Origin of the sequence: Bacillus cereus group sp. MYBK5-2 (assembly GCF_051915685.1) — a bacterium.
Lineage (GTDB): Bacteria > Bacillota > Bacilli > Bacillales > Bacillaceae_G > Bacillus_A > Bacillus_A cereus.
Window position 1 is genome coordinate 257,691 of sequence record NZ_JBQAFE010000006.1, and the last position, 23,339, is coordinate 281,029.

Below are 23,339 nucleotides of genomic sequence, written 5' to 3' on the forward strand. Positions count from 1 at the left end.
TCCCTACAGCGTTTAAGGCACCCTTTACAGGTGTCTTTTTTGTTGTTTTTTTCGTCAAAAACCCTTTACTTTATAGCGTTTTAATAGTAAAATATAAACATACGAACAAACGTTCTTTTTATTTTAAACGTACATGAAGGGATGATTTTAACAATGGCTCCATTAAAGCGCAGAGGAAGAAAAAAGCAAGCACCTATTATTTCAAATACAGGCTTTATCGGCTCTGTCTTTATTGATACATTGGAGTTACAAAAGAAATCCTATTATTTCGCTCGTAAAAAACTTCAAATTGTTCATCACGTATTAGATGGTCTCTCTGGAGCAACAAGTGCTTTATTTAAAGAACATAACATTTCAGCATACATGTCATGTGTGTATTTACATAAACAAAAGAAAATTGGCTTTGTTCTTTCAACGAAACCATTTGAACAAAGTGATGGCGTTGCTTATTTTGTCAATTATTTAATCGAAAAGAATTTTTACGGCGGCCATGACGAAGATGTAGAATATCAAGAAGTATTTAATACAGGTTTTATCGGTGTAGTATTCGCTGATTTATCTAGTATAGATCGCTTTAATTTCGAGTTTGAAATGGGTATGCTAACGAAATTAATGAAAGATATGATTATTCCGGTTAAAGAACTCTTTTTACGCCACAATGTACCGGCATACATTTCCACTTCTCATCTAGAGGAACAAAACAAATTAGGTTTCGTTCTCTCTGTAAAGCCATATGACGAACGCGCTGAAGCAGATTTATATTTTGAAGCATATTTAAAAGAACGAGGATTATTTATTGGTGATGAAGAAGATGAAATTGATAAGATCGTTATTAGAAAAACAGCTGAATTACGATAGAAAAGCGCAGGATTAGAATCCTGCGCTTTTTAAGTTACGTTAAACACTATAATCTTTTGAATGAATTTCTAAATTAAACTTATTTGCTAAAATTTTATTCAAATCTCGATCAACAGCAATATATAAACAATCTTCCGGTAGTTCTTCATAAATATTTCGTAAAAAGAACCCAATACCAGACCCTAAATCAAGTAGTATTTTTTCATTTAAATCTAGTTGCATTAGTTTCTTTTTTGACCATTCTCCTCCTCTTTGAACATTTTCCAAAAAAGCAGTATCGGTTTCATGGATATAATCCGAAATAGAATCTTCAAGTGATGTCTTTTCATACGCTTTCAACGAGTTACCAGCTGTTAAAACCCCTGAAATAATCGCGTATTCTTCACCACAATTACAAATTAACTTTCCTTCAATAATTTGATTCTTATTAATAATCCCATCTTCAAGAATTAAATTTCCGTTACACTTAACACATTTAAATAAATGAAGTACTTTTAAATCTACCCCTAAAATTGAACTCGAGATTTCAGTTTCTATAGATAAATTATGTAACGCTTCCTTTAATTTATCCCGTTTCTTCTCCAAAAGTTCTATTTCCTGTTCCATTTCGTCATATTTTAGTTTAAATAAAGATTGGTAAAAGGTAATTTTTTCGTAATTCATAGATTTCGCTAAATTTTTATAAAAAAATAGTTCTTTAATTTCATTCAAGCTAAACCCTAAATCTTTGTAATATAATATAAGTTCTAAATCTCTTTGACAATACTCATCAAAAAAATAGTGCCCTCCTTTTTTTTCAGGAATAATGAGACTGAGATCCATATAATGTCTAATTGTATCAATACTTATGTTATTTACTTCACCAAACTTACCGATTTTCATAATATCCCTATCATTTAAATATTTTTTTATATAGATTTCTATTTTTATCTTTAAAAATCCTTTCACCTTTTTTTATCAGCATTATTTACGGAATAAACAAATAGTATTATTTATATTGTTGTGCCTAATAATATAACATGCAACTTTTGGTTTTATGTATGTTATATTGTCAGTATCAAAATTATTAAACCTAAATAGATTTATTACTCTCTACTTAATGAAATGTACCTATAAACGGACATTATAGCATCGCTTTATTGAATTGTTGGAGTAGGATTACTGTAGAAGGTTACATAGGGGGAGCGTCAGGAAAATGCCGATTTACAATGATAAGGGAATTCCAAATTAAAAAGCGCAATTTCTCTGCAAATCAAAACAGAGAAATTGCGCTTTTTAATTATTTCATTTTTTTATTGAATTCATTAACTGGAAGAAGTATTCAGGTTTATGAGTCTTATTTAGGTTATACCATGAATGTAATGCATCTGGTGTAAATACATCTATTTTTTTCAGTACCTCCCTTGCAAATTCCAGAGGAGCTATTCCTGATGCAGTAACTAAATTCGCATCAGATACCGCAGATCCCAACTCATAAAACTTTTCTCCTTTATAGTTAGGACATACCATTTTAGTATATTCTAAGTTATTACTTGTATGCTTTCTAGTATCCAAGTATCCCATATTCGCTAGGGCATCAGTTGCACCACAAATTGCAGCAACAATAGTGCCAATCTTTAGAGCTTGGCCAATTCTTTCCAAGATAGGTTGATGAATTTCTTCGCTCCAAGTAGTCCCTCCTGGTAAAATTAAAAGATCTTTACTCTCAAGAGTACATTCATCAAGGGAAATATCTGGTTTTATGCTCAGTCCTCCCATAGTAGTAATCATTTCTTTATTAGCTCCTACTGTAATTACTTTTAAAGGTGCTAAATCTTTTTTGAAATATCTTCCTGAGTTTAGTTCAGCAATTAAATATCCATATTCCCAGTCCGACATTGTATTAAATACATATAGAAAAACTTTTTTTGTTTGCATCCAATAACACTCCAATCACAATTTATATAGCTATTATAATATAACTTCCCTGACAGTTAACGTCAGGGAAGTTATCATACTTGATGAAATTTTATTAATTCCGACAGAACTTCAATAAGTCTTTTCTTAAGACTTATTGGCTCAATAACTTTAATAGATTTATTGTACGGTAAAAGTAAATAAGGTACATAGGTATGTATCATATCTTTTTCAAGAAGAAAAACAGCTTGATTTGAAGTCCGTTCTTGTAAATAATGTCCTAAAAACCAATGTTGGCAAATATCAGCTAATACATTTTTATCCCCATTAATAACCAAAGAAATAATATCTTTCTTATCTTCTATAGTTGGAAGAAGACTTTTTATAAAAAAGTCCCGTGCCGAAAAATTTTCTGGCCGGTTAAACTTATTTTCCGTTAACATTAAACTTTCAATTCGATCTACTCTAAAACTACGGATATCATTCCTAAGATGACAAAATCCAATCACATACCATTTATTATTCCAATAGATAATTCTGTATGGATCGACCAATCTATAATTTAATTTCTTTTCACCATTTTTATGGTAAAGAATTTTTACTGAGTACCCGTCAGCTACGGCCTGCTCCAACTCCTTCAAAAAAGTTTCTATAGAGAGCGGACTTAATCGACTTATTACTTCAAGACTAGTTAAATGTTGATTTATCTTTGTTTCCTGCTCTTGATTTGAGTATTTACTTAGTTTTGAAATGGCCCTATTTAATGCTTCACCTCCATAATACCCGGCTTCTTCTGCAAAAACAGCAGCATGAAATAGTGAAGTTTGCTCCTCAAAATCAAAAAAAAGAGGGGCTTCAATAAAATTGTTCAATAAAGTGTATCCGCCGTTATGTCCTGGTTCTGAAATTATAGGTACTCCACTAGTTGAAATTGTATCAATATAACGATACACAGTCCTTATATTCATCTCTAACTTTTCTGAAATTTGTTTCGCAGTAATTTTTTCACCTGAACGAAGCATCCAAAGAATTGCTAACATATTGTCAATTTTAGGCATATAATTTCACCTCTATATGAAACTTATTTTCTATTATAAATTTCCGATTTTCGGTATAACTCATCAATTGTTCCTTAAACTTTTTCTTCAAAAATAATATCCATTCTGATTTCGTTCAGTTGCTGAAATTGCCTTGAAGAATTCTGGTTAATTGAACTGACACGTATAATAGCATAAATGGTACTGCAAGCGTAACTAGTTTCCTTACTTTTATATTAACCTTTCCCCTTGAAACTAAAGATATATCTTTTATATACTATTGGTTAAATTTGGATGGATGAATATTATTTTATATTGAAAAAATAAATACGTCAAAATTATTTTACGGAAATTATAAAAATCATATTATATATAGATTAGTAAACTACTGAAATAATGCCCCCTAAAAGCGAAAAACGTGTTTCTATCTGTGAGTTTATAAGAAAGGATGACGTTTTTATTTCTATTTGTATGTGTGATAAATTACACCTATTTCCCTGAGAATTTTAAAAATCCTCATCCCCAATACCATACGAGTTGTTGCTACAGGTCTTGGTTTTGTACAAAAAATCGATAGAAACCAAGAAAATGATTTTATATCTTTTTATGTTTAGAGGAATTAAAAAATCACTACACCCCCTTCATATACGTGTAATATACAGGGATTTATAACTTGATATAGAACATAAAAAGGAGATGTTTATATTATAAATAAAATGATATATATAAGTGGAGGGTTAGAAAATGAAAATTGCAATAGTCTGCTTCGATAACTTTACTGATATAGATGTTTTTCTACCATGGGATTTATTAAATCGTGTACGTTTAGTCGGTGGTCTTTCTGATTGGGATGTACAGCTTTTAGGAACGGAAGAAACTCATATATCTATGTCTGGCTTGCGTATTCCCATGACAGGAAGCATATCTGATATCCCTTTTGCCGACGCTGTAATATTTGCAAGTGGTAAAGGTGTAAAGGATTTATATAAAAACCAACAATATATTAATAGCATTCATGTAGATCCTCAAAGACAATTAATAGGATCTATGTGCTCTGGTTCACTACTATTAGGAGCTAAAAAATTACTAACTGGTAAAAAAGCTACAACATATCCATCCGCAGTAGAACAGCTAAAACAATTTGATGTAGACGTTATTGAGCAAAGTTTCGTAAACGAAGGAAATATCTCGACTGCTGCGGGTTGTTTTGCTGCTCAAGAACTCTCAGCCTGGATTATAAGGACCCTACTTAATGAAGAAATGGTTGATATTGTACTAGAAACTGTTCAGCCAGTAGGAAAAGGTTTATATTTTTAATCTCAAATCAAGTCCAGGAATTGTGGTTGCTCCCCAAAACGATAAAATAAGATTTTTGTTTCAAGTTAACACAAATTTCGTTCTAGAGTGCTATAAAAATTCAACTTGATGATGGCGTGCACCATTTATAAATAAAAAACCCGTGAACTATTCACGGGTTTTACTTTAATAACTAATTGCAATTGTACCTTCACCTGCATGAACCGCAAATGAAATTGGTAATGGATATAATTTGAAATCCATTTCAGGGAATGCTTGTCTAATATCTGCAATCCATTCTTCAGCTCCAGCTTTATCGTTAGCATGGAACATGTGAAGTACTTTTGGTAATTCTTTTTCAAGTTCATTTTTAATATATTCTCGACATTTTTGGATTTTACGAACTTTCTTTTCAAGTAAAAGCTCTCCACCTTTTACTTCTAATATTAAGTTGACACTTAATAAACTTCCAAGTAAAAATTGAACTCCCTTTACACGCCCACTTGCATAAAGGCCTTTTAAACTTTTCGGGAATACGTGGAAAGGTCTTCTTTTTTCCTCTACTAATGTTTTGTGTATATCTTGTAAAGTCATACCATCATTGTATAACGATTTCGCTTTTCTAATTAGTTCATCCATTGGATAACTTGTTGTTTCACTGTCTAATACCGTTAATGGAAAACCTGCCATTTCTGCAGCTAACTTCATATTTTGATAGGTTCCACTTACTTTTCCGCTAATAGCAACTGCAAATCCTTCTTCATATTCTTCTTTGCATTTCGAAAATAACTCTACCATTTCCCCTATGTTAGGCTGTGATGTAGTGACAGTTTTACCTTCGTTCAAAGCATTATAAACGCGCTCACGCACACCTTCTTCACAATCTTTGTACGACACACCATCAATAATAACTTCAATTGGGATAACAAAGTTATCTCCTTCTGTTTTAAAACTCGCAGTTGTACTATCAGTAATCCAAGCAACACGATTCATGTTGTTCCTCCCTTAATTCAATTCCTCTTTTCTAATTTTTCTATATATTTATGTTATGAAAAGAGAATATCCCTGTAATAGTAACAGGACTTTATTGTTTTGGCTATAGTAGATGCATATTAAATGTGACTATTTCTTGTCTATTTCACAAATAAAAAAGAAAATCAAGGAATTTGCTCGATTTTCTTCTTATCATATACTATTTAAAAGTTTCATTATCTAAAATTACTACATAATCATTCGTTAATCGTCCAGCTTCTTTTGTATAACTAACAAGCCTTTGTATATTATCACAGCAAATTTTTGCTCCCCATACGAGTAACGGTACGCCAATAAAATCAATATGGAACCTTCTAGAAAACAGCCCACCGAAAGTCATCGGTAAAGGCACTGTTGGTGATGTATTAGAAAATATAATCTTTTCATGGCTTTGATAATGTTTTTGCAAGATTTCTCCTAAATGCTTCATCGCTGGTACAACAACTTTTGATGCGCCACATCCAATCGTATATACAGGATGACCATGTTCATCGATTCCATGAAAAATAATTTTTCCCATATCTTCTGTTTTCAATTTATTAAAGTAATCTACATTCAAAATTTCTTCTTTCGTTAACTTACGATCCGTTGGTAGTTTATTTAAATGATACGCTGCAGCTAGTGAGGTAGTATGTGTTCCACCAAAATCTGTGTAAATGTATATCATATTATCATCCCTTGTTGTAAAAGTTCAATGTTAATTAGTATTACCGTTCTTAGCAATGTTAAACAAGGGATGTTATTTGTCCCATATGAATAATGGACTGGATTGTTACAAACCACAACAAAGCCGAAATGAGCCAAATACGGTTTATTTTCACTTTTCGTTCTTTACTTTGCATCAAAACAATAATAAGAACAACAAGTAAAATATCCATTTAGAATCCTCCTATAAACTTGTTTATCTTTAAAGCTTATATTCTCCCCTTCTCATCAGCCTTAAGCATTATTTATAAAAATAAAAAGACGTACTTTTTACTCGTACGCCTTTAATAACTCGTTTAAACTCCTATTTATCAACTAATTCCATACCTTTAGAATTAGTTTTACCCAACACTCGAATGTTAAATTTATTAATGGCTTTTAAAAAGATATTATAAATACAATATCCAAAAATAGAACCTAGAACATTACAGATCACATCATCAATATCAGTAATACGTCCCACTCCACTAAATAACGACTCAATTAATTGTAGCAATTCAATACTAGCTGATATAGAAAATCCTAATAAAATTGTATTTTTGAATTTCTTATATTTATCCCATAGGATAGGTGCTAAAAATCCTAAAGGCATTAATAATAAAATATTCCCGCCTACATTTCTTACAATTAGACCAATCATAAATAGGGCATCTCCATCATAAGCACTACCAATTTGATTGATATCTTTAATAATTGATGCAAATGGTATTATATTGACCGAGCGATTCAGATTTTCAATATTAGAAGGAAAACCGATTGGTAAAGGGAATAAAGTTACTGCAACAACCATACAAATGTAGACCACGAATAAAAAACTTACTAGTTCTTTCCACCAAATCACATATTTTTTATTTTTGGTACCAATTAATATTCCACGTACAATTAAATAACAAATAACCCCTAAAATAATAAACAAACTACCGTTGATCATATACAAATTGTTAACACATCCTTTCATATGAAGTAATAATTAAAATTTACAACTATATAGTAATGTTTTTTTATTTAAAAATCCATATATTTATATGTAATTGTGCAGAATTACAAAAAACCCTTATTAAATGAATATAGGGTTCCTCGTTAACTAAAATATTTTTCAAAACAGAAACAAGCATGAACCCGTTTAAATTATTTTCGTATCTCTTCTTTTATATCCATATAATTAAAAAGCTCTTTCTATTTCTGTCATTAATTTTTCGGGTCCTGCCCCTTTATTCGATGGAATAACTAAAGTGATTCCTAATTCTGGATATATGGCCGAGCGAAAACTGACGCCTGGATCATATCCCATTACATGATATTTGAATACCTTGTTTTCTCGTGTTTCAATCCATATTCCATATCCGTAAGACTGTTTATCATTTACATGAATGTGGGGAGTTAAAAGTAACTTTGTATATTCCTTTCCTAAAATTTCATTATTAAATAGTGCCGCCCAAAATTTCAACATGTCTGGTGCAGTAACATATGCACCTCCATCAGCTCCTCCTTTTATTGGTATAGAGTAGACGTTTGTTCTCCAATTTTGGTTGGTTTCGTCCTTTATATATCCTAGAGCTGTATGTCTTGGTAATCTATCTAACGAAAAATAGCCAGAATCATTCATACCAATCGAATTAAAAATGTTTGTTTCTATATACTCCGTGAATTTAAGTCCCGTCTGTTCTTCTATTATTAATCCAAGTATAATAAAACCTGCGTTGTTGTAGTGAAACTTATTTCCAGGTGCAAACATCATATTATTGTTTTGAAATAATGGTAAAAAGTCTTTTACGCTCTTTAATAGATACATAGGTGTTTGTTTCCAAAGGTCTTCGAAGTTATCCATAATACTTTCATCAAAATAATCTGGTATACCAGCACTATGCGTTAGTAGTTGATGTATTGTAATATCTTCATCGAAGTTTGGAAATTTTATCTCTAGACAATCTTTTAATTTTGTATGAAAAGAAATAACACCTTTTTCAACAAGTTGACAGATGCCAATTGCAGTGAAGATTTTACATCCTGAGGCAATGCCAAATCTTGTTTGTATCGTATTGTTTATACATTCACTTTGGTTTGCGTAACCCAATGCTGTTTCATAGACTAAATCTTTTTCTTTTTTTACTAAAACTACTCCAGAGAAATCTATTTTCTTTTGTATTTCTTTTACAATTTTATCAATTTCATCTTTTGTTTTTATCACGACAACCACCCTTATCTTTCGGTATTGTTCTTTCTTCTTATTAATTTTTCCATATAAAGAGGAAAGAACCCTCTTATTAAATACGATAAATTGTTAATGAGAACACAAAGTTCATTTCGAATGTACTCCGCTATTTGTGGGCAGTAGGACCCCCATCTCAAAATTCAGCGAAAGCAAAGAAGTTAAGTGGGGACCCTGCTGCCCGTAAAAGCCCGATTGGTGAGGGCTGATAATCAGTGGGGGATGCTCCCCTGATTAAAATTTCACTTTATTGACTCAGTAGAATACAACTTAGATTGTGATGGGAATAAAGTAAACACACACAAGACGATAGTAATAAATAACATTATTAATGACCCTACAATAACTACAAGTTGTATAGAAATGAACTGAGTCGCAACACCAGATAGTATTGTAATAAAGATTGTTACTAACGCAATAACAAGTCCATATATGCTCCCGATCCGTCCCATTATATGAACGGGAACGTTATTTTGGTAAAATGTATAAAATCCTGTATTTGCATATGCCATAGAGAAAGATAAAATAAAGAATCCAATAGCAGCTATTAAAAATACATTTGAAAAAGCATAAATTAAATAACCAATTGCGATGAATAGTGATCCTATTCCAATTAGAAATGAAGGTGCTAATTTCTTTGATAAAATTGTATTTGTTATGGCACCTAAAATAAATCCTGCACCAGCTATACTAACTAGAAAACCGTATTCACTATCTGTTAGTAGTAATACCTCTTTCGCAAACGATAGTTCAAGTGAATCAGTAGCAGTTGCTAATACGAACATACTTTGAAATAAGAAATACACACATACGACATACACATGTTTTCTACTAAAATTTATAACAGTGTTCCAATCTTTTTTTAATACTGTAAGTGATAATGTATTACTAGTTGTATCCGAATCTTCTTTCTTATCAAGATTCGGTAAAAGTAATGTAATGAATCCTGATAAGAGAAATGCTATAGCATTCATATATATAGCAAACTCTGGTGTACCTGCAATTAATAATCCCCCCGCTACTGCTGGTCCAATTAATGATGCACCAGATCCTATTAAAGTACGTAATGAGTTGAAACGTTGTCTTTGCTCTACTGGAATTAATTTCGTCATATACGTCATAGCAGTTGGCTCATAAATTGCACTGGCCATACTTATAAAGAATACGAATACATAAACAATCCAAAGTGACGGAAGTAAAGGTAAAATAGCGATAAATAACGCACGATATATATCGAGGTGAATCATTAATTTCCGTTTATTTAAACGATCAATCATACTCCCAGACCAAGCGTTTGTAAATAAAGTGGCTAATGGTTTTATTACATATAAAGTAGCAACAGCTAAGGCTGAGCCACCCATATTATAGACAAGTACATTCAGTGCTATTAAGTAAATCCATGCCCCTAAATTCGCAATACCAACTCCGGACAATAGTAATAAAGGATATTTCCAATCTTTAAGTAAATTTTTCATTTTTGGCCCCCGCTTTCAAAATTGTTTTAAAACAATAAAAAAATCCCACCCCCAAGACTTTTAATCTTAGGGACGAGATTTATCATCGCGGTGCCACCCTAGTTTGTTAATATGTCACCATATTAACCTTATCAGGTACTGCATTCTAACTCATGCTTATACCATAGCTCTATAACGGGAGCTCCCGTCACACCATCCCCTAATAATAGGTTCCGATGCGCTGCTCAGAGGCTTGGTTCAATAAAGAATTTTTACTCCTTTTCAGCTAAATGGAGCTCTCTGTGAAAAATTCATTTTATTTACTCTTCTCTTCACTGCATTTAATTTTTTCCATATTATCACATATCTATTTAACTGTAAATAAAAAATAATCAGATATTTATATTTTCGTCATTTTTGCTTTACGACCAATTCGACATACGAAACGCATTAGCTTTTTATGAAGATAAGGAAATAAAGTAAAGAATACGTCCATCGTTTTTTTTAATGGCATTGGACAAATTACTAATTTATTTTTATGAATAGCTTTCAGTGCAATTTCAGCAAACTTGTCAGCTGAAATTGGCTTATTTGTTTTTAGTTGTTTTATAATTTGATTCTTATTCATATTAATTGCAATTGATTTTTCAAATATGGGTGTATCTACAAAAGTTGGACAAAGCACACTTACATTTACACCGTATTCTTCCGCCTCATAATGTAATGAAGTTGTTAAACCTACGATAGCATGTTTGGTTGTTGCATACGCGGTACAAAGGGGAGCTGGTCCTAAACCAGTTGCAGAAGCAGTATTAATGATATGACCAAATCCTTGTTTTTTCATGAATTGGTAAGCCAATTGTGTCCCGTAAATTACTCCTAATAAATTTATTTCAATAATATGTTTCCAATCATCCAAAGACATATCGTATACTTCTCCATACATAGCAATTCCTGCATTATTAAACATATAATCAATTCTACCAAACTCATTAACTATTTTTATAATAAGTTCTTCTATGGATCCAGCGTTAGTAACATCTAAATATTCGAACCTAGCTAGTTGATTATTATTTTTTATATTATTCACAAGGTTCTGGCCACAGGCTTCATTAATATCAGCGATAATTACAAATATATCTTTATTTGCTAATTGAATGGCTAAAGCTTTACCAATACCAGAAGCGCCGCCAGTTATAATTGCGACTCTTTGCTCATCCATATAAATAACCTCCTGTTGTTTATACATATAATGAAAACGGACGAGTGTAAGGATTTGAACAATCGTTCTAATTCGCTTGTCACGCTACATATATTTGTTTGAAATAGAGAGTAAAAAAATTTTAATAGCTTCTTCAAATAAAACTTCTAATTTCTCCATTTCAATTGAATGAATGAATTGACATAATCCACCTAGCCATGCACCTAATAAAAGGCATGAACCCTCAACATTTTTCATATAAAACTCACCACTTTTTATACCTTCATCTAAAATTTGTTGATATACCTTTAAAGGGACAACAGCTAAACCATAAAGTTGTTGAACTGTAGAAGGATTCGTGCTCGGATCAGAGGCAAGTTCTTGCCCCGCTCTTAATAACGGCGTTTTGTAATTATAAAGTACAAATTTAGCCATTCCATATAATTTTTCAGTTGCGTTTGTATACTTTTTTTCTGCCATTTTCCATTTATCATGCCAGTTTTTCATACTGTCTTTAGCTAAATAAACAAATAATTCTTCTTTATTTTTATAATGATAATATATATGTCCTTTACTATAACCAGAGGCTTTAGCAATGTTATCAATGGAGGTTCTTGTATACCCTTTTAAGGAAAATAACTCTATCGCTTTTTCTCCTATTATTTCTTTGGCTAAATCACTATCATATCGTCTTTTATTCAATGTAGACTCCTTCCATCGTTTAATACAAAAATTGAACAATCGTTCTAATTTCAATATATGTAAGTTTTTTTGTTTTAGTAACTGTTAAGTATTTTATTTATTGTTTTTTCTGAAAATTACGGTGCGTGAAATTACTTACAGCTCTAAAGAAAAAGCCATTTGCATCTAGCTCCTTCCAAATACCTGAATTAATTCGTATTCGCCTCTGTTAACGGTTGTAACGGCGGTTCTAATTCTAGTTCTAGTGTATCTCCTTCATGTAAATCTTGTCCTTTTTCAATACTTTGGCTCGTTACATAACCTGTACCAGAAGTTTTCAAATCTAATTTCAAAAGCTTAGAGAAATACATAACATCACGCATGGACCAACCTTTTACATTTGGCATTTGTGCGTTATTCCCTAATAAAAATATACGATCACCTTCACTCATTACCTCGCCAGACTGTGGATATTGTTTTATTATTTTTCCTTCTCCTAAAATCACCGGCTGTAGCTTCTCTTTTTCTACACTTTTCTCTGCTGTACCCATCGATTGATTTACATAATTTTGTACTTTTAATTGAGATTGTTTCGCTGCATCAGCTATTTGTTTTTCGGTATACGGTTTCACCTTTAAATATTCAAGGCTGTTTTTTATAACAGGTTTAAATATTTCAGCAAGAGGCTGAGCTCCATACTCATCTCCTTTTAACTTTGGCTGCTTAATAGCTAAGTATACGATTAACTCCGGATCATCAATTGGAGCCATTCCTAAAAAGGAGAAAATGTAATTCTCTTTCCCTTCCATATATCGGCCGTTTTCAGGATTCGGGATTTGTGCTGTTCCTGTCTTACCTCCAATTGGATAACCATCCACTTTATACATTGTACCAGTTCCTTTTGAAGATGTTATAACACGCTCCATTAAGCTTCTAACCTTGTCCGCTGTTACTTTTTTTATCGGATTCCCAATTTCTTTCGGTTGATTTTCCATAATAACTTCTTTGTTTGTTGGATTTACAACTTTATCAACGATATATGGTTGCATCATTTTCCCGTCATTTGCTATAGCAGTAGCCGCTTGGATTAATTGAATCGGAGTTACTGTAGAACCTTGACCGAAAGAAGTTGTAACCTGTTGAATTTGCGTATTTAATAATAAAGTATTTTTACTTTCTCCAGGTAAATCTATTCCTGTTTTTTGATTGAATCCAAATTTATTCATATATTGCTTAAATTTATTTGGTTTCAGTAACTGATCTTCTAAAATAGAAAAAGCTACGTTTGATGATCTTTCAAAACCTTCATCAAATGTAATTGATCCCCATCCAAATCCACTATTATGATCTTTTATATCAGAGGAACCAACGGAATATTTTCCAGATTGAAAATATTCTTTTCCGTTATATACACCTTCATTAATGGCAGCTGCTAACGTAAAAACTTTCATAGTTGAACCTGGTTCATATGCATTTGCAATCGGATCATTTAAAAAGTATTCGATATCACCTACATTAGGATTGTAACTAGGTTTACTAGCCATCGCTAAAACCTTTCCTGTTTTTGGATCAGCAATAATGCCAATTAACATAGAAGGATCATAATGCTCTTGTGCTTTGTTCATCGCTTCTTCTAAAAAGCTATTAATTTGTTTATCAAGCGTTAAATACACATTATTCCCATTTTTAGCAGGTTCTACTTTACCTATATCATTTGTAAGCGGAATCCCCCTTCGTGTACCCACATATTCTATATTCCCGTTTGTCGAGCGCAAATATTTATCCAAACTCTTTTCAAGCCCAAACTTCCCTTCCGTATTCCCTTTATCATCTGGTCTAGCAAAACCAAGTATATAGGATGCAAAGTCTTCATTCGGATACACTCTTGCTTTTTCCGACATAAAAGATACACCTGGTATTTTTAAATCATTAATTTTTTCCTTCTTTTCCCTAGATAAGTTCCGACCAATTTTCCCAATTTCAACTTGCGTACGCCCTTCATGAAAGTTTTTTAATACTTCTTCTTTATCAATTTCAAGCGCATCGGCTAATTGTTGTGCGGTTTCATCTTTATTTTTCACTTTATCTTTTCCTTTTAAATTAACAACAACTCGATATGTTGTAGAATCTTGTACTAACACCTTTCCGGTTTGGTCATAGATAGTACCACGATTCGCTTCTAAAATACCTTTTTTATTATGTTGTTCATCCGCTAGATCCTTTACATTTACATTATGCACGACTCCTACTGCCTGAATATAGACTATACGCAAAATCATAATAAGAAACAAAACAATAAAAGCAATCATCATATATCGAGCGCCTTTATTAGTTTGAAGTTTTTGCATACTTATCTCCTCTCTTTTGGAATGGATTCGTACGAAGATGCGTTTTATAATTTGTAGTTTTTGTTTACGATACTATATGTTTCGAAGTTTTCTTTTTAATTCCTTTAAAACAATACGAAACTAACTATTGTTATTTTTTGTTTTTGTTTTATTTCATTAAAATACGGTGCGTGAAATTTCTGAATATTAACTTCACCAAAACTTGATTGCATAGCACTCTAAACTCTTTTCTTATTTACTATAAAAAGTTCCCCTCTGGATTTCCAAAGGGGAACTTTTTATAAGAAAATTATGCGATATGGTTATATTTTGCTAAGAAAGGAATTCGTTTCGCTACTAATGCATACATTTTGAATACGAATTTCGCTATTGGTTCAAACATACGTGTACTTTGCATTACTAAACCGCTCGTAACAAGTGTTATGAAAGCTGCACCAAGTATATCTAAAGGATAATGAACACCTACATACATACGTGATATACCGACTAACACTGCCCATAAGAGCGCGATATATTTCAGTTTTTCTCCTCTAAGAATAAATACAAAGGCAATTGAAAATACAAGTACAGAATGATCACTAACGAATGATGAATCTGCTGCGTGTGGTACTAATTGGTGTACATCATGTGATACGAACGGACGCGGATGGTAATATACTGCGTGTATAAGAACATTTACTACTAATGCAATAATAACCGAAAGCGTCGTATATAAAACTGTATATTGTTTTCTAATTGCATTCTCTTTCTTTCCATTATTAAACCATAAGATAAGCATAAATAAAATGGCTACGTATGCAGCGCTATTTGTAATTGCAACCATTATTGTATCTAATAGTTTGGATGAATCAGCAAAATTATTAAACCACTGAAATACTGTGTAATTCATAATACTCTCTCCCTACTTACAAGTGTTCTTGATTTACACAGTATACAATACCATTATGAAAATGGGCTTAAACTTTTTTCATCTAATTCTCATTTTACTATTACTCATTTGACAATTATAAAACAAATTTTATACGCTATTTATGTATAAAGCCGGTAAACCTTTATAATAAGGCGGTTCGTATTTTTTTCATGTTTGGAATACATAACATGTTCATTTAAATATACTAATTGCCAAATCATATTTTTTAATTCATTTGAAGTACAATATTTCCGAATTGTTCTCCATGTTCCATACGGCTTAGTGCTCGAATTGCTTCTTCTAACGAGTAAACTTTATCAATAATTGGTTTAATTTGATGTTTTTCTATAAACTTTATCATCTCATTAAATTCCTCACGGCTACCCATGGATGTTCCCATAATATCAATTTGATTGTAAAATAGCGCGCGTAATGGTAATTCAATTTTATCTCCTGAGCTTGCACCAAAATTCACGATTCTTCCGTTTGGTTTTAATACATCAAAATATTTCAAAAAAGTTGCTGGACCTATACTATCTATTATTAAATCTACTTTTTCACCTTGTAAGCTCTCTTCCCAATTTCCGGCACTATGAAAAGAAATATCTGCACCATATTTTGCAGCAAGTTCCATTTTATTCTCTACCCTTGAAGTAACACTCACTTTTGCGCCAATTGCTTTCGCGAATAACATGGCAAATGTAGCAACACCACCGCCTATTCCCGGAATTAAAACGTGTTCGCCGCGCTTCAATCTACCTTTAGTAAAAAGCGCTCTATATGCAGTTAATGCGGATAAAGATAAAACACCTGATTCTTCCCAAGTAAGATATGACGGCTTTTCTACAACATTTTCAACTGGTACAATTACATATTCAGCAAACGTTCCATCTTTCGGCCCACCTAGCACTTCCGGTAACTCCGGTACTTCAGTAGCATGTTCCCATCCAATACTAGGATTAATAATAACTTCTGTATGTAATATGTTATCAGAAACACCGTTTCCAATTTCCGTAACAATACCTGCACCATCTGATCCTAAGATTAAAGGTAATTGCATTTCTTTTCTATTATTCATAATAAATAAATCCCGATGATTTAAGCCTGCTGATTTTAATTTCACTTTAACTTCCCCATCATTAAGTGCTCTCTCAGGTGATATTTTATATTCTACACCGTCAAACCCAGTTTTATATTGATGTACGATAGCTTTCATTATTATTCCCCCTTAATAATTTTAATGTACTAGAAATTTCGAAATAAACAAAATGATTTGATCGTAAAAAAAGAAGGAATGCAAAACGCACCCCTTCTTTGAAGGCTTATTTTATTATACATGGTAATGTAATCGTAACGATTGTTTCTTCATTTTCTTTACTCTCTATTTTAATAGCTCCGTTATATTTTTCTACAATTCGTTTTGCAATAGACAAACCTAGTCCATTTCCACCTTGTTTTCGACTTCTCGCTTTGTCAACTCGGTAAAACCGATTAAGAACAAATGGTAAATCGGTTTCAGGTATTCCCGTTCCATGATCTATTACACGAATTGTAACTTTCCCTGATTGTAAACTGGATTCTATGCAAATATATTTATTAACCTCTTTTGTATACTTAACTGCATTATCCATTATGATAATAATAATTTGTTCTAAGTAAGATGATGGTATTGAAACATAAGCCTCGTCATCCCCGAATTTCATATCAAATTGAAAATCACTTTGAATTACTATAAAGTTTTGTGTAACATGTTTTAATACGCTATTTACATGGACTGGCTCAGCTGCTATTGGATGCAATTGTTCAGATTCAGCTCTTGATAGTTCTAGCAATTCTGAAACTAATTTATTTAAACGATCTACTTCCTTTAAACTAGATTGAAGAGATTTATCTAATACTGCTGGGTCATTTTTCCCCCATCGGTTTAACATCGCTAAGTGACCATGAATAATTGTTAACGGTGTTCTTAGTTCATGAGATGCGTCTTCGACAAACTGTTTCTGTTGTGCAAAAGAAGTTTCTACTTCATCCATCATCTCGTTAAAGAGAAATGATAATTTTGCAAGCTCATCATTATTTTCTCGTACTGGAACCCGTTCATTTAGTCCATTCTTTTTAATACGTTTCATCGTATCTGTTATATTTTGAACACTTGATAATAGTTTCTTCGTTATAAGAATCCCACCTAAAAAACTAAATATCAATCCAAATATTCCAGCAATAAGCATTACCACTAAAATAACTTTTAATAAATAATCAAATGTCTCTAGGTTTTTCGTAAGTTCAATAGTGCCAGTAAACTCTTTCGTTTTAATTGGTATGCGCTTAACTAATATTCGATCTTCTAAATGCCTTTTTATAAATGACTCATCTTTTATAACCTGTTTCGGCTTTATCCACGTTTCATTAAAATCTCGTGAAACAGTAATAATCGGCCCCCCATCCATGTCAATAATACGAATCATTTGATGCTTATCAATCATATTGTTTAGAAAATCTTTACTGTTTTCAAATGTTTTACTCGAAAGAGTATCATTTTTATCTTGGAAATATGCCGCTATTTCCGTCACTTGCCTATTTATTTGTTTCTGTTCATAATCTATAGTCCACTTATTAATTACAATAAACTGCAAAGCACTATATAAGATGAACAAAATAAATACTAGTGTAGTGGACCAAAGTGTTAGTTTCCACTTTATAGGTAGATTTCGAATTCGAAACATAATATTTTTTATCATTTCATTATATATCCCGCACCACGGACTGTTTGGATATACTCCTCCTTATCTACACTATGTAACTTGTTTCGCAAATAACGAACATATACATCAACGATATTTGTCTCAACAATTGCATCATATCCCCATACTTGGTCCAGTAAAACATCACGAGTAAGTACGCGATTAATATTTTTCATAAACATAAGCAATAACTCGAATTCTTTATTTGTAAGTTCAATTTCTTCATTTCCTTTAGTTATAGTTCGAGATTCAATCTGAAGCTGCAAATCTTTGAATGTAAGAAATGAAACCTGCTTGTTTTCAATATGTTCTTCTCTTCTAAATATCACTCTCATACGTGCTAACAGTTCTTCAATTGCAAATGGTTTCGGAAGATAATCATCCGCTCCACTATCTAAACCTGTCACACGGTCCATAATACTATCACGAGCAGTCAGCATAATAATAGGTGTATTTTTAGTCGCTCTTAGTCGACGACATACCTCTAGTCCATTTAATCCAGGCAGCATTAAATCAAGCAAAATGAGATCGTAATTCTTTTCAAGTGCTGCGCTTAACCCTTTTCTTCCATCTAGTTGTATATCTACTTTATACCCTTCATATTTTAGTTCTAATTCTAGAAAATCTGCTAAACTTTCCTCATCCTCAATAATTAAAATGTGTTGCAACGGTAGTTCCTCCTAGACAATTAAATGAATAAATAATCCTATTCCAAATATAATTACAATGATTTGATGCACTTTTCTATACATCATAAATTTTTCTTTCTTATTTATTTTCTGTAAATAAAACCCAACAATCCCTAGTGCGATTAAGGCTAATAGAGAAAATATGCCACTGTATATGAGTAAAATATGAGGACTCCCTTTTATAAAAAAGTAAACACCATGAGTAATTGCAACAGCTATTATAGCGTATCCAATTAATACATGAAACTTTTTTGCAAATAGATACACTTCTTTAACTTTTTTAAATCCTTGTATATTTTTCTTCTTTAAAAACACCCATATATGGCGTAAAAACCATAATGAAGCAGCGATAATAGCCCCATATTCACCAAAAGAGCCTAATTTTTTATTTAACCATTTTACATTCAAAACATTGCCGTATATAACATTAATAAATAGCATCAATACACTACAAATAATAATAGTAATGCCCACAATTTTAACACACACACGAAAATATTTATTTCTTAATATCTTCTCCATTTTATTTAATCTCCTTACTAATAAAGGCTTTGTAACAAGCAGTCTATCAAATAAAAAAGAAAATAAAATGAGAGAAAGATTAAAATAAAATGAGAATTTCAATATCACTGGCAACTATTATTGATTTTTTTCAGCTAACTTTATTATGTTTTGAATAAACGGCGCTTTTGCCTTTGTATATGAAACACGATCAAAAGCATATGTAATAGCAAGCCTCTCTTTTAATTCTCTATATTCTTTACGTGCCCATTTATGGCATATTAGAAAGTCGCGAAATAAAATATTGTTTCTCCACTCGTCACTATTATAAATATAAACATGCAAATGATGAGTACCTGCCCTCCATTTTCCCTTTCTAAAAAAACGCCAATTCGTTGCTTCTTTTGGGACAAACTCATATCCAATTTCCGATAGAACTTCAATCCAGTTTTCAGTAATTTGTAAGTCTGTTACGCCAATCATCATATCAATAAGAGGTTTAGCTCCTAATCCTTCTACTGCTGTGCTCCCTATATGTTCAACAGCGATTATTTCTTGTCCTAACAAGGAACAGAATTTCTCTTCTTCTTTTATATACTCTTCAACCCAGTCTTTTTGATACGGTTTAATAACAATTTGTTGGTCCATTGTACTCACCTCTCTATAAGTATTTATCATTATATTTATAAAATTTTATGTTGTTAGCATAGGATTTCCATAAAATATGTCGAATAGTGGAATGTACAACTTAATTATATTAAATGTGAGGTAATCTATGAAAGATAATTCAGTCGAAATTCAGTTAAATAACGTAACATTCCAATTAAAAGAATATCATAATTTTGATTGGCTTATTAAATTAGGGACCGTATTTGCAGTTTTTGACCAGCAAGATTCAGGGAATATAAGTTTTGGTGTAGAAAAAGATGGGCATAAGAAATTTATCAAATACGCAGGAGCACAAACAATTACATATGAAGGAACAACGGGTGATGCTATTAAAAGGCTAAAAAATTCAGTTACTATCTATGAAGATTTAAAGCATGAATCGCTCATAAGACTAATTAATCATTTTCCAGTCCAATCTGGATATGTATTAATTTTCGATTGGTTTGATGGTGAATGTCTTCATTCGCATTGGAGTTTCCCACCTCCTGAAAAATATAAAAATCCAAACTCACCATTTTATAAATTTAGGCATTTATCTGCTATAGAACGAATTCATTCCTTACATTCCATTTTTTCTTTCCATAGTTATGTAGAAAAGAAAAACTATGTAGCAATAGATTTTTATGACGGTAGTATTTTATATAATTTTAATACAAACGAAACAAAAATTTGTGATATAGATTTATACAGTAAGAAACCTTACATAAATAGAATGGGCCGGCTATGGGGTTCCTCCCGTTTTATGTCACCAGAGGAATTTGAACTAAACGCAACAATTGATGAAAGAACAAATGTATTTAATATGGGAGCAATGGCTTTCTCACTTTTAGGCGGTGAAAAAGATCGTTCTTTTATAAAATGGGAAGCAAGTAAGGAATTATATGAGGTAGCGTATCGCGCTGTAAATGCCAATCGAGCAGAACGGTATGCATCAGTTATAGAATTCTATGAAGCGTGGTTAAAAGCGTCTAATGCAGAAAAGATATAACCCTAAATTATTAAAAGAAATATAGAGTTTATACTATTATCATGTATAATTCATTGTTTCATAATACTTACCTTTTTGAGTTACACAGTACGATAAACATGGGTAACTATGAAGCAATAATCTTGTTCATCTCTTATCTAAAACTTGGATTTCCTTAATAAAAAAAGAAGCTGTAAAATAACTACAGCTTCTTTTTTTATTCGCATTTTTCTATTTGGTCGCCTTCTTCGCCTGCATTTACTGCCGAACTATCCGTTCCTCCTCCCACTGCATGTTGCTGTTTAGTATTAGAACTTTCGATAGCAGCGTTGGTTCCAGCTGCACTGTCATCTCCACCACCACTTGCCACTTGAGTAGCACTAGCCTGTTCCTTACGGGTTTTATTAATTTGATTATTGATGACAATTACAAATTCTTCCTCTTCATTCGAAGTTTCTTTTTTCATTTTATGTGACTCAATCTGGTCCCCACTAATTCCCTTATTTACGGCTTCGCCTCCAGCGCCCACCGTTTGTTGCTGTCGGGTATTCGATGAATCGATTGCTGCATTACTTCCTGCTGCACTATTTTGTCCGGCTCCACTGGCAATTTGTGTTGTATTTGGTGCAAATGTAATCTGATTATTAATGACAATGACAATTTTTCGTTTACCAGCAAGATTTCCTAAATTAATTTCTTCTCCATCTTTTTTTACAAATCGGAACGTGATTTCTTCATTGTTTTCCATGTTATCCCCCCTTTTTAATATTAAATGACTGGGGAATGATAATGGATTGGACAAGCGTATTTTTTTATAAATATGTGCCCCCGCCCACAATGAAGGATGTATTATCAGATTCCGGTATTTTGCTCGTATGAGGTACGTCGACTTGACGACAGTCCAACATCCGCCAAAATTCCGGGATGCATAGAGAATAATCTTATACGAAATATAGAAAGAGAGATTAGTAGAAATATTGGTATATAAAGGTTTCATTTTATTTTTCTACTTTCCTTTTCTTATTTAGATCTATCAGCCAAATATCTAGCGTAGTGAATTAAATTTCTAGCTACATCTAATTCCAGATTAAATATATTAGGTACCCCTGGTCTCCAATTCACCTCAAATAACCACAATTTTTGGTCTTTATCAATCCCTACGTCAATTCCTAACTCATCAAATAATACATCCCTAAATAAAGAATTAAAATGGTTAGAAAAAGTTACTGCGAATCGTTCTAAATACCTTTTAATATTATACCAATCGTTATCAAACTCCGATTTTAAAAAAACATCTAAATAAGTACTATAACCACCCTTAGCCATATTTGATACAATACTTCCTAATGGACCTATTCTTGGAAATATAGAAGTAACAACCCACCTACCTTCCCCATTTCTTTGAACATGCAATCGAAAATCATAAACATGACCAGATTTCATTTGACATGAGATAAACTGCTGAACTATGTATCCTTGCTCTTGAATCTTATCCAATATAAAGCTCCGTAATTGTTTTTCATTAATAGTTGAAATTTGTTCTGACTCATTCATACTGTAATCTATTCCATTTTTTTCAATGAAAACAATACCACTACCTTGATGTCCAGAAATAGGTTTAATAATAATTTTTTCATAATGATTAATCAAGTCAAAAAACTTATTAACATCATTTAATTCATAAAAAGGAATAAGATATTGCTTAAATTTTTTTGCTCTATTTATTCTGTTATATACACTTAATTTATCTCCAATTGAATGACTTGTAAAAGGAACTTTGTCATGCAGATAATCATAGATTTGCTGAGTTTTATCACTAATATGAACACTTGCATTATAAATAACATCTGGAAAAGAAAATTCTTTTTCAATCCATTTACCATTTTCATAAGTTTTACCTAAAATCTTCTTCGTTTCTAAATTTACTTTCCCTAAGGTGAAATAAAAAAAGTCCACACCTTCAGCTTTAGCTACAGCAGCGTAAGTATATGCTTTCTTTACGTCATTCGGATCTTTCCGATGATGAAGCATACCAATTATAGTCATGTTAGTTCTTCTTCCCTTCTTTCTAAAAATCTTTTTCAAAACAAATATCAAATTCATTATATATATATTCATGTTCTCCCTCATTCAACCATTTTTCAA

Annotated in this window: 22 protein-coding genes, 1 pseudogene and 1 other annotated feature; of the genes and pseudogenes, 3 read left to right on the forward strand and 20 right to left on the reverse strand. The window is 31.9% G+C overall.

The window, feature by feature from the left end:
- Positions 1-153 precede the first annotated feature (153 nt).
- Positions 154-858 (forward strand): hypothetical protein, encoded by a 705-nt coding sequence (locus ACTFP3_RS21075; protein ID WP_000035356.1) that lies wholly within the window; start codon positions 154-156, stop codon positions 856-858.
- Positions 859-924: 66 nt separating this feature from the next.
- On the opposite strand, the pseudogene ACTFP3_RS21080 reads toward ACTFP3_RS21075, so the two are convergent.
- The 3 genes and pseudogenes from ACTFP3_RS21080 to ACTFP3_RS21090 all read right to left on the reverse strand — a co-directional run.
- Positions 925-1,740, reverse strand: a pseudogene (locus tag ACTFP3_RS21080) (MerR family transcriptional regulator); the annotation flags it as partial.
- Between the two features lie 402 nt (positions 1,741-2,142).
- Positions 2,143-2,775 (reverse strand): type 1 glutamine amidotransferase family protein, encoded by a 633-nt coding sequence (locus ACTFP3_RS21085; protein ID WP_001193598.1) that lies wholly within the window; start codon positions 2,773-2,775, stop codon positions 2,143-2,145.
- Positions 2,776-2,849: 74 nt separating this feature from the next.
- The gene (locus ACTFP3_RS21090) at positions 2,850-3,812 is read right to left on the reverse strand and encodes a helix-turn-helix transcriptional regulator (RefSeq protein WP_001124128.1); all 963 of its coding nucleotides are present in this window, start codon (positions 3,810-3,812) and stop codon (positions 2,850-2,852) included.
- Positions 3,813-4,535: 723 nt separating this feature from the next.
- On the opposite strand from ACTFP3_RS21090, the gene ACTFP3_RS21095 reads away from it, so the two are divergent.
- Complete coding sequence (locus ACTFP3_RS21095) at positions 4,536-5,108, forward strand: DJ-1/PfpI family protein (protein WP_000684456.1); 573 nt, start codon at positions 4,536-4,538, stop codon at positions 5,106-5,108.
- Between the two features lie 165 nt (positions 5,109-5,273).
- Here the strand turns inward: ACTFP3_RS21095 and ACTFP3_RS21100 are convergent, their stop codons facing one another.
- From ACTFP3_RS21100 to ACTFP3_RS21170, 15 genes are all read right to left on the reverse strand, one after another.
- Positions 5,274-6,080, reverse strand: coding sequence for a DegV family protein (locus ACTFP3_RS21100; protein WP_001082413.1), 807 nt, complete (start codon positions 6,078-6,080; stop codon positions 5,274-5,276).
- Positions 6,081-6,279: 199 nt separating this feature from the next.
- Positions 6,280-6,786: a DUF3189 family protein gene (locus ACTFP3_RS21105; RefSeq protein ID WP_000639421.1), complete on the reverse strand. Its 507-nt coding sequence runs from the start codon at positions 6,784-6,786 to the stop codon at positions 6,280-6,282.
- Positions 6,787-6,844: 58 nt separating this feature from the next.
- On the reverse strand, positions 6,845-6,997 hold the full coding sequence (locus ACTFP3_RS21110; protein WP_006929664.1) for a hypothetical protein: 153 nt from the start codon (positions 6,995-6,997) through the stop codon (positions 6,845-6,847).
- Positions 6,998-7,128: 131 nt separating this feature from the next.
- A complete protein-coding gene (locus ACTFP3_RS21115; protein WP_000281844.1) occupies positions 7,129-7,761 on the reverse strand; it encodes a VanZ family protein in 633 nt (210 codons plus the stop codon).
- Between the two features lie 225 nt (positions 7,762-7,986).
- Positions 7,987-9,012 (reverse strand): serine hydrolase domain-containing protein, encoded by a 1,026-nt coding sequence (locus tag ACTFP3_RS21120; protein ID WP_006929662.1) that lies wholly within the window; start codon positions 9,010-9,012, stop codon positions 7,987-7,989.
- Between the two features lie 263 nt (positions 9,013-9,275).
- Entirely contained in the window at positions 9,276-10,508 is a 1,233-nt protein-coding gene (locus ACTFP3_RS21125) for an MFS transporter (RefSeq protein WP_000793348.1), read from the reverse strand.
- A 65-nt stretch (positions 10,509-10,573) separates the two neighbouring features.
- Positions 10,574-10,832, reverse strand: a binding site (T-box leader).
- A gap of 55 nt (positions 10,833-10,887) precedes the next feature.
- Positions 10,888-11,709, reverse strand: coding sequence for an SDR family NAD(P)-dependent oxidoreductase (locus ACTFP3_RS21130; protein WP_098286900.1), 822 nt, complete (start codon positions 11,707-11,709; stop codon positions 10,888-10,890).
- A gap of 84 nt (positions 11,710-11,793) precedes the next feature.
- On the reverse strand, positions 11,794-12,390 hold the full coding sequence (locus ACTFP3_RS21135) for a TetR family transcriptional regulator C-terminal domain-containing protein (RefSeq protein ID WP_098286901.1): 597 nt from the start codon (positions 12,388-12,390) through the stop codon (positions 11,794-11,796).
- A gap of 188 nt (positions 12,391-12,578) precedes the next feature.
- Positions 12,579-14,717 carry a penicillin-binding protein gene (locus tag ACTFP3_RS21140; RefSeq protein ID WP_440011143.1) on the reverse strand — a complete coding sequence of 713 codons (2,139 nt, stop codon included), beginning with the start codon at positions 14,715-14,717 and terminating at the stop codon, positions 12,579-12,581.
- Positions 14,718-15,006: 289 nt separating this feature from the next.
- Entirely contained in the window at positions 15,007-15,606 is a 600-nt protein-coding gene (locus ACTFP3_RS21145) for an undecaprenyl-diphosphatase (RefSeq protein ID WP_440011144.1), read from the reverse strand.
- A 247-nt stretch (positions 15,607-15,853) separates the two neighbouring features.
- Positions 15,854-16,843, reverse strand: coding sequence for a zinc-binding dehydrogenase (locus ACTFP3_RS21150; RefSeq protein WP_000644550.1), 990 nt, complete (start codon positions 16,841-16,843; stop codon positions 15,854-15,856).
- A gap of 106 nt (positions 16,844-16,949) precedes the next feature.
- Positions 16,950-18,365: a HAMP domain-containing sensor histidine kinase gene (locus tag ACTFP3_RS21155; RefSeq protein WP_440011147.1), complete on the reverse strand. Its 1,416-nt coding sequence runs from the start codon at positions 18,363-18,365 to the stop codon at positions 16,950-16,952.
- Complete coding sequence (locus ACTFP3_RS21160) at positions 18,362-19,036, reverse strand: response regulator transcription factor (protein ID WP_001163828.1); 675 nt, start codon at positions 19,034-19,036, stop codon at positions 18,362-18,364. Before ACTFP3_RS21160 ends, ACTFP3_RS21155 begins: the two co-directional genes overlap by 4 nt.
- Before the next feature lie 12 nt (positions 19,037-19,048).
- A complete protein-coding gene (locus ACTFP3_RS21165) occupies positions 19,049-19,579 on the reverse strand; it encodes a hypothetical protein (protein WP_440011148.1) in 531 nt (176 codons plus the stop codon).
- 117 nt (positions 19,580-19,696) lie between these two features.
- Positions 19,697-20,206 carry a GrpB family protein gene (locus ACTFP3_RS21170; protein ID WP_078993696.1) on the reverse strand — a complete coding sequence of 170 codons (510 nt, stop codon included), beginning with the start codon at positions 20,204-20,206 and terminating at the stop codon, positions 19,697-19,699.
- Between the two features lie 127 nt (positions 20,207-20,333).
- Between ACTFP3_RS21170 and ACTFP3_RS21175 the strand changes: the two genes are divergently transcribed.
- Positions 20,334-21,215 carry a protein kinase domain-containing protein gene (locus ACTFP3_RS21175; protein WP_440011149.1) on the forward strand — a complete coding sequence of 294 codons (882 nt, stop codon included), beginning with the start codon at positions 20,334-20,336 and terminating at the stop codon, positions 21,213-21,215.
- A 196-nt stretch (positions 21,216-21,411) separates the two neighbouring features.
- Here the strand turns inward: ACTFP3_RS21175 and ACTFP3_RS21180 are convergent, their stop codons facing one another.
- Together ACTFP3_RS21180 and ACTFP3_RS21185 are read right to left on the reverse strand one after the other, a co-directional pair.
- On the reverse strand, positions 21,412-21,942 hold the full coding sequence (locus ACTFP3_RS21180; protein ID WP_086388175.1) for a hypothetical protein: 531 nt from the start codon (positions 21,940-21,942) through the stop codon (positions 21,412-21,414).
- A 272-nt stretch (positions 21,943-22,214) separates the two neighbouring features.
- Positions 22,215-23,312 carry a YheC/YheD family endospore coat-associated protein gene (locus tag ACTFP3_RS21185; RefSeq protein WP_440011150.1) on the reverse strand — a complete coding sequence of 366 codons (1,098 nt, stop codon included), beginning with the start codon at positions 23,310-23,312 and terminating at the stop codon, positions 22,215-22,217.
- Positions 23,313-23,339: the final 27 nt, after the last annotated feature.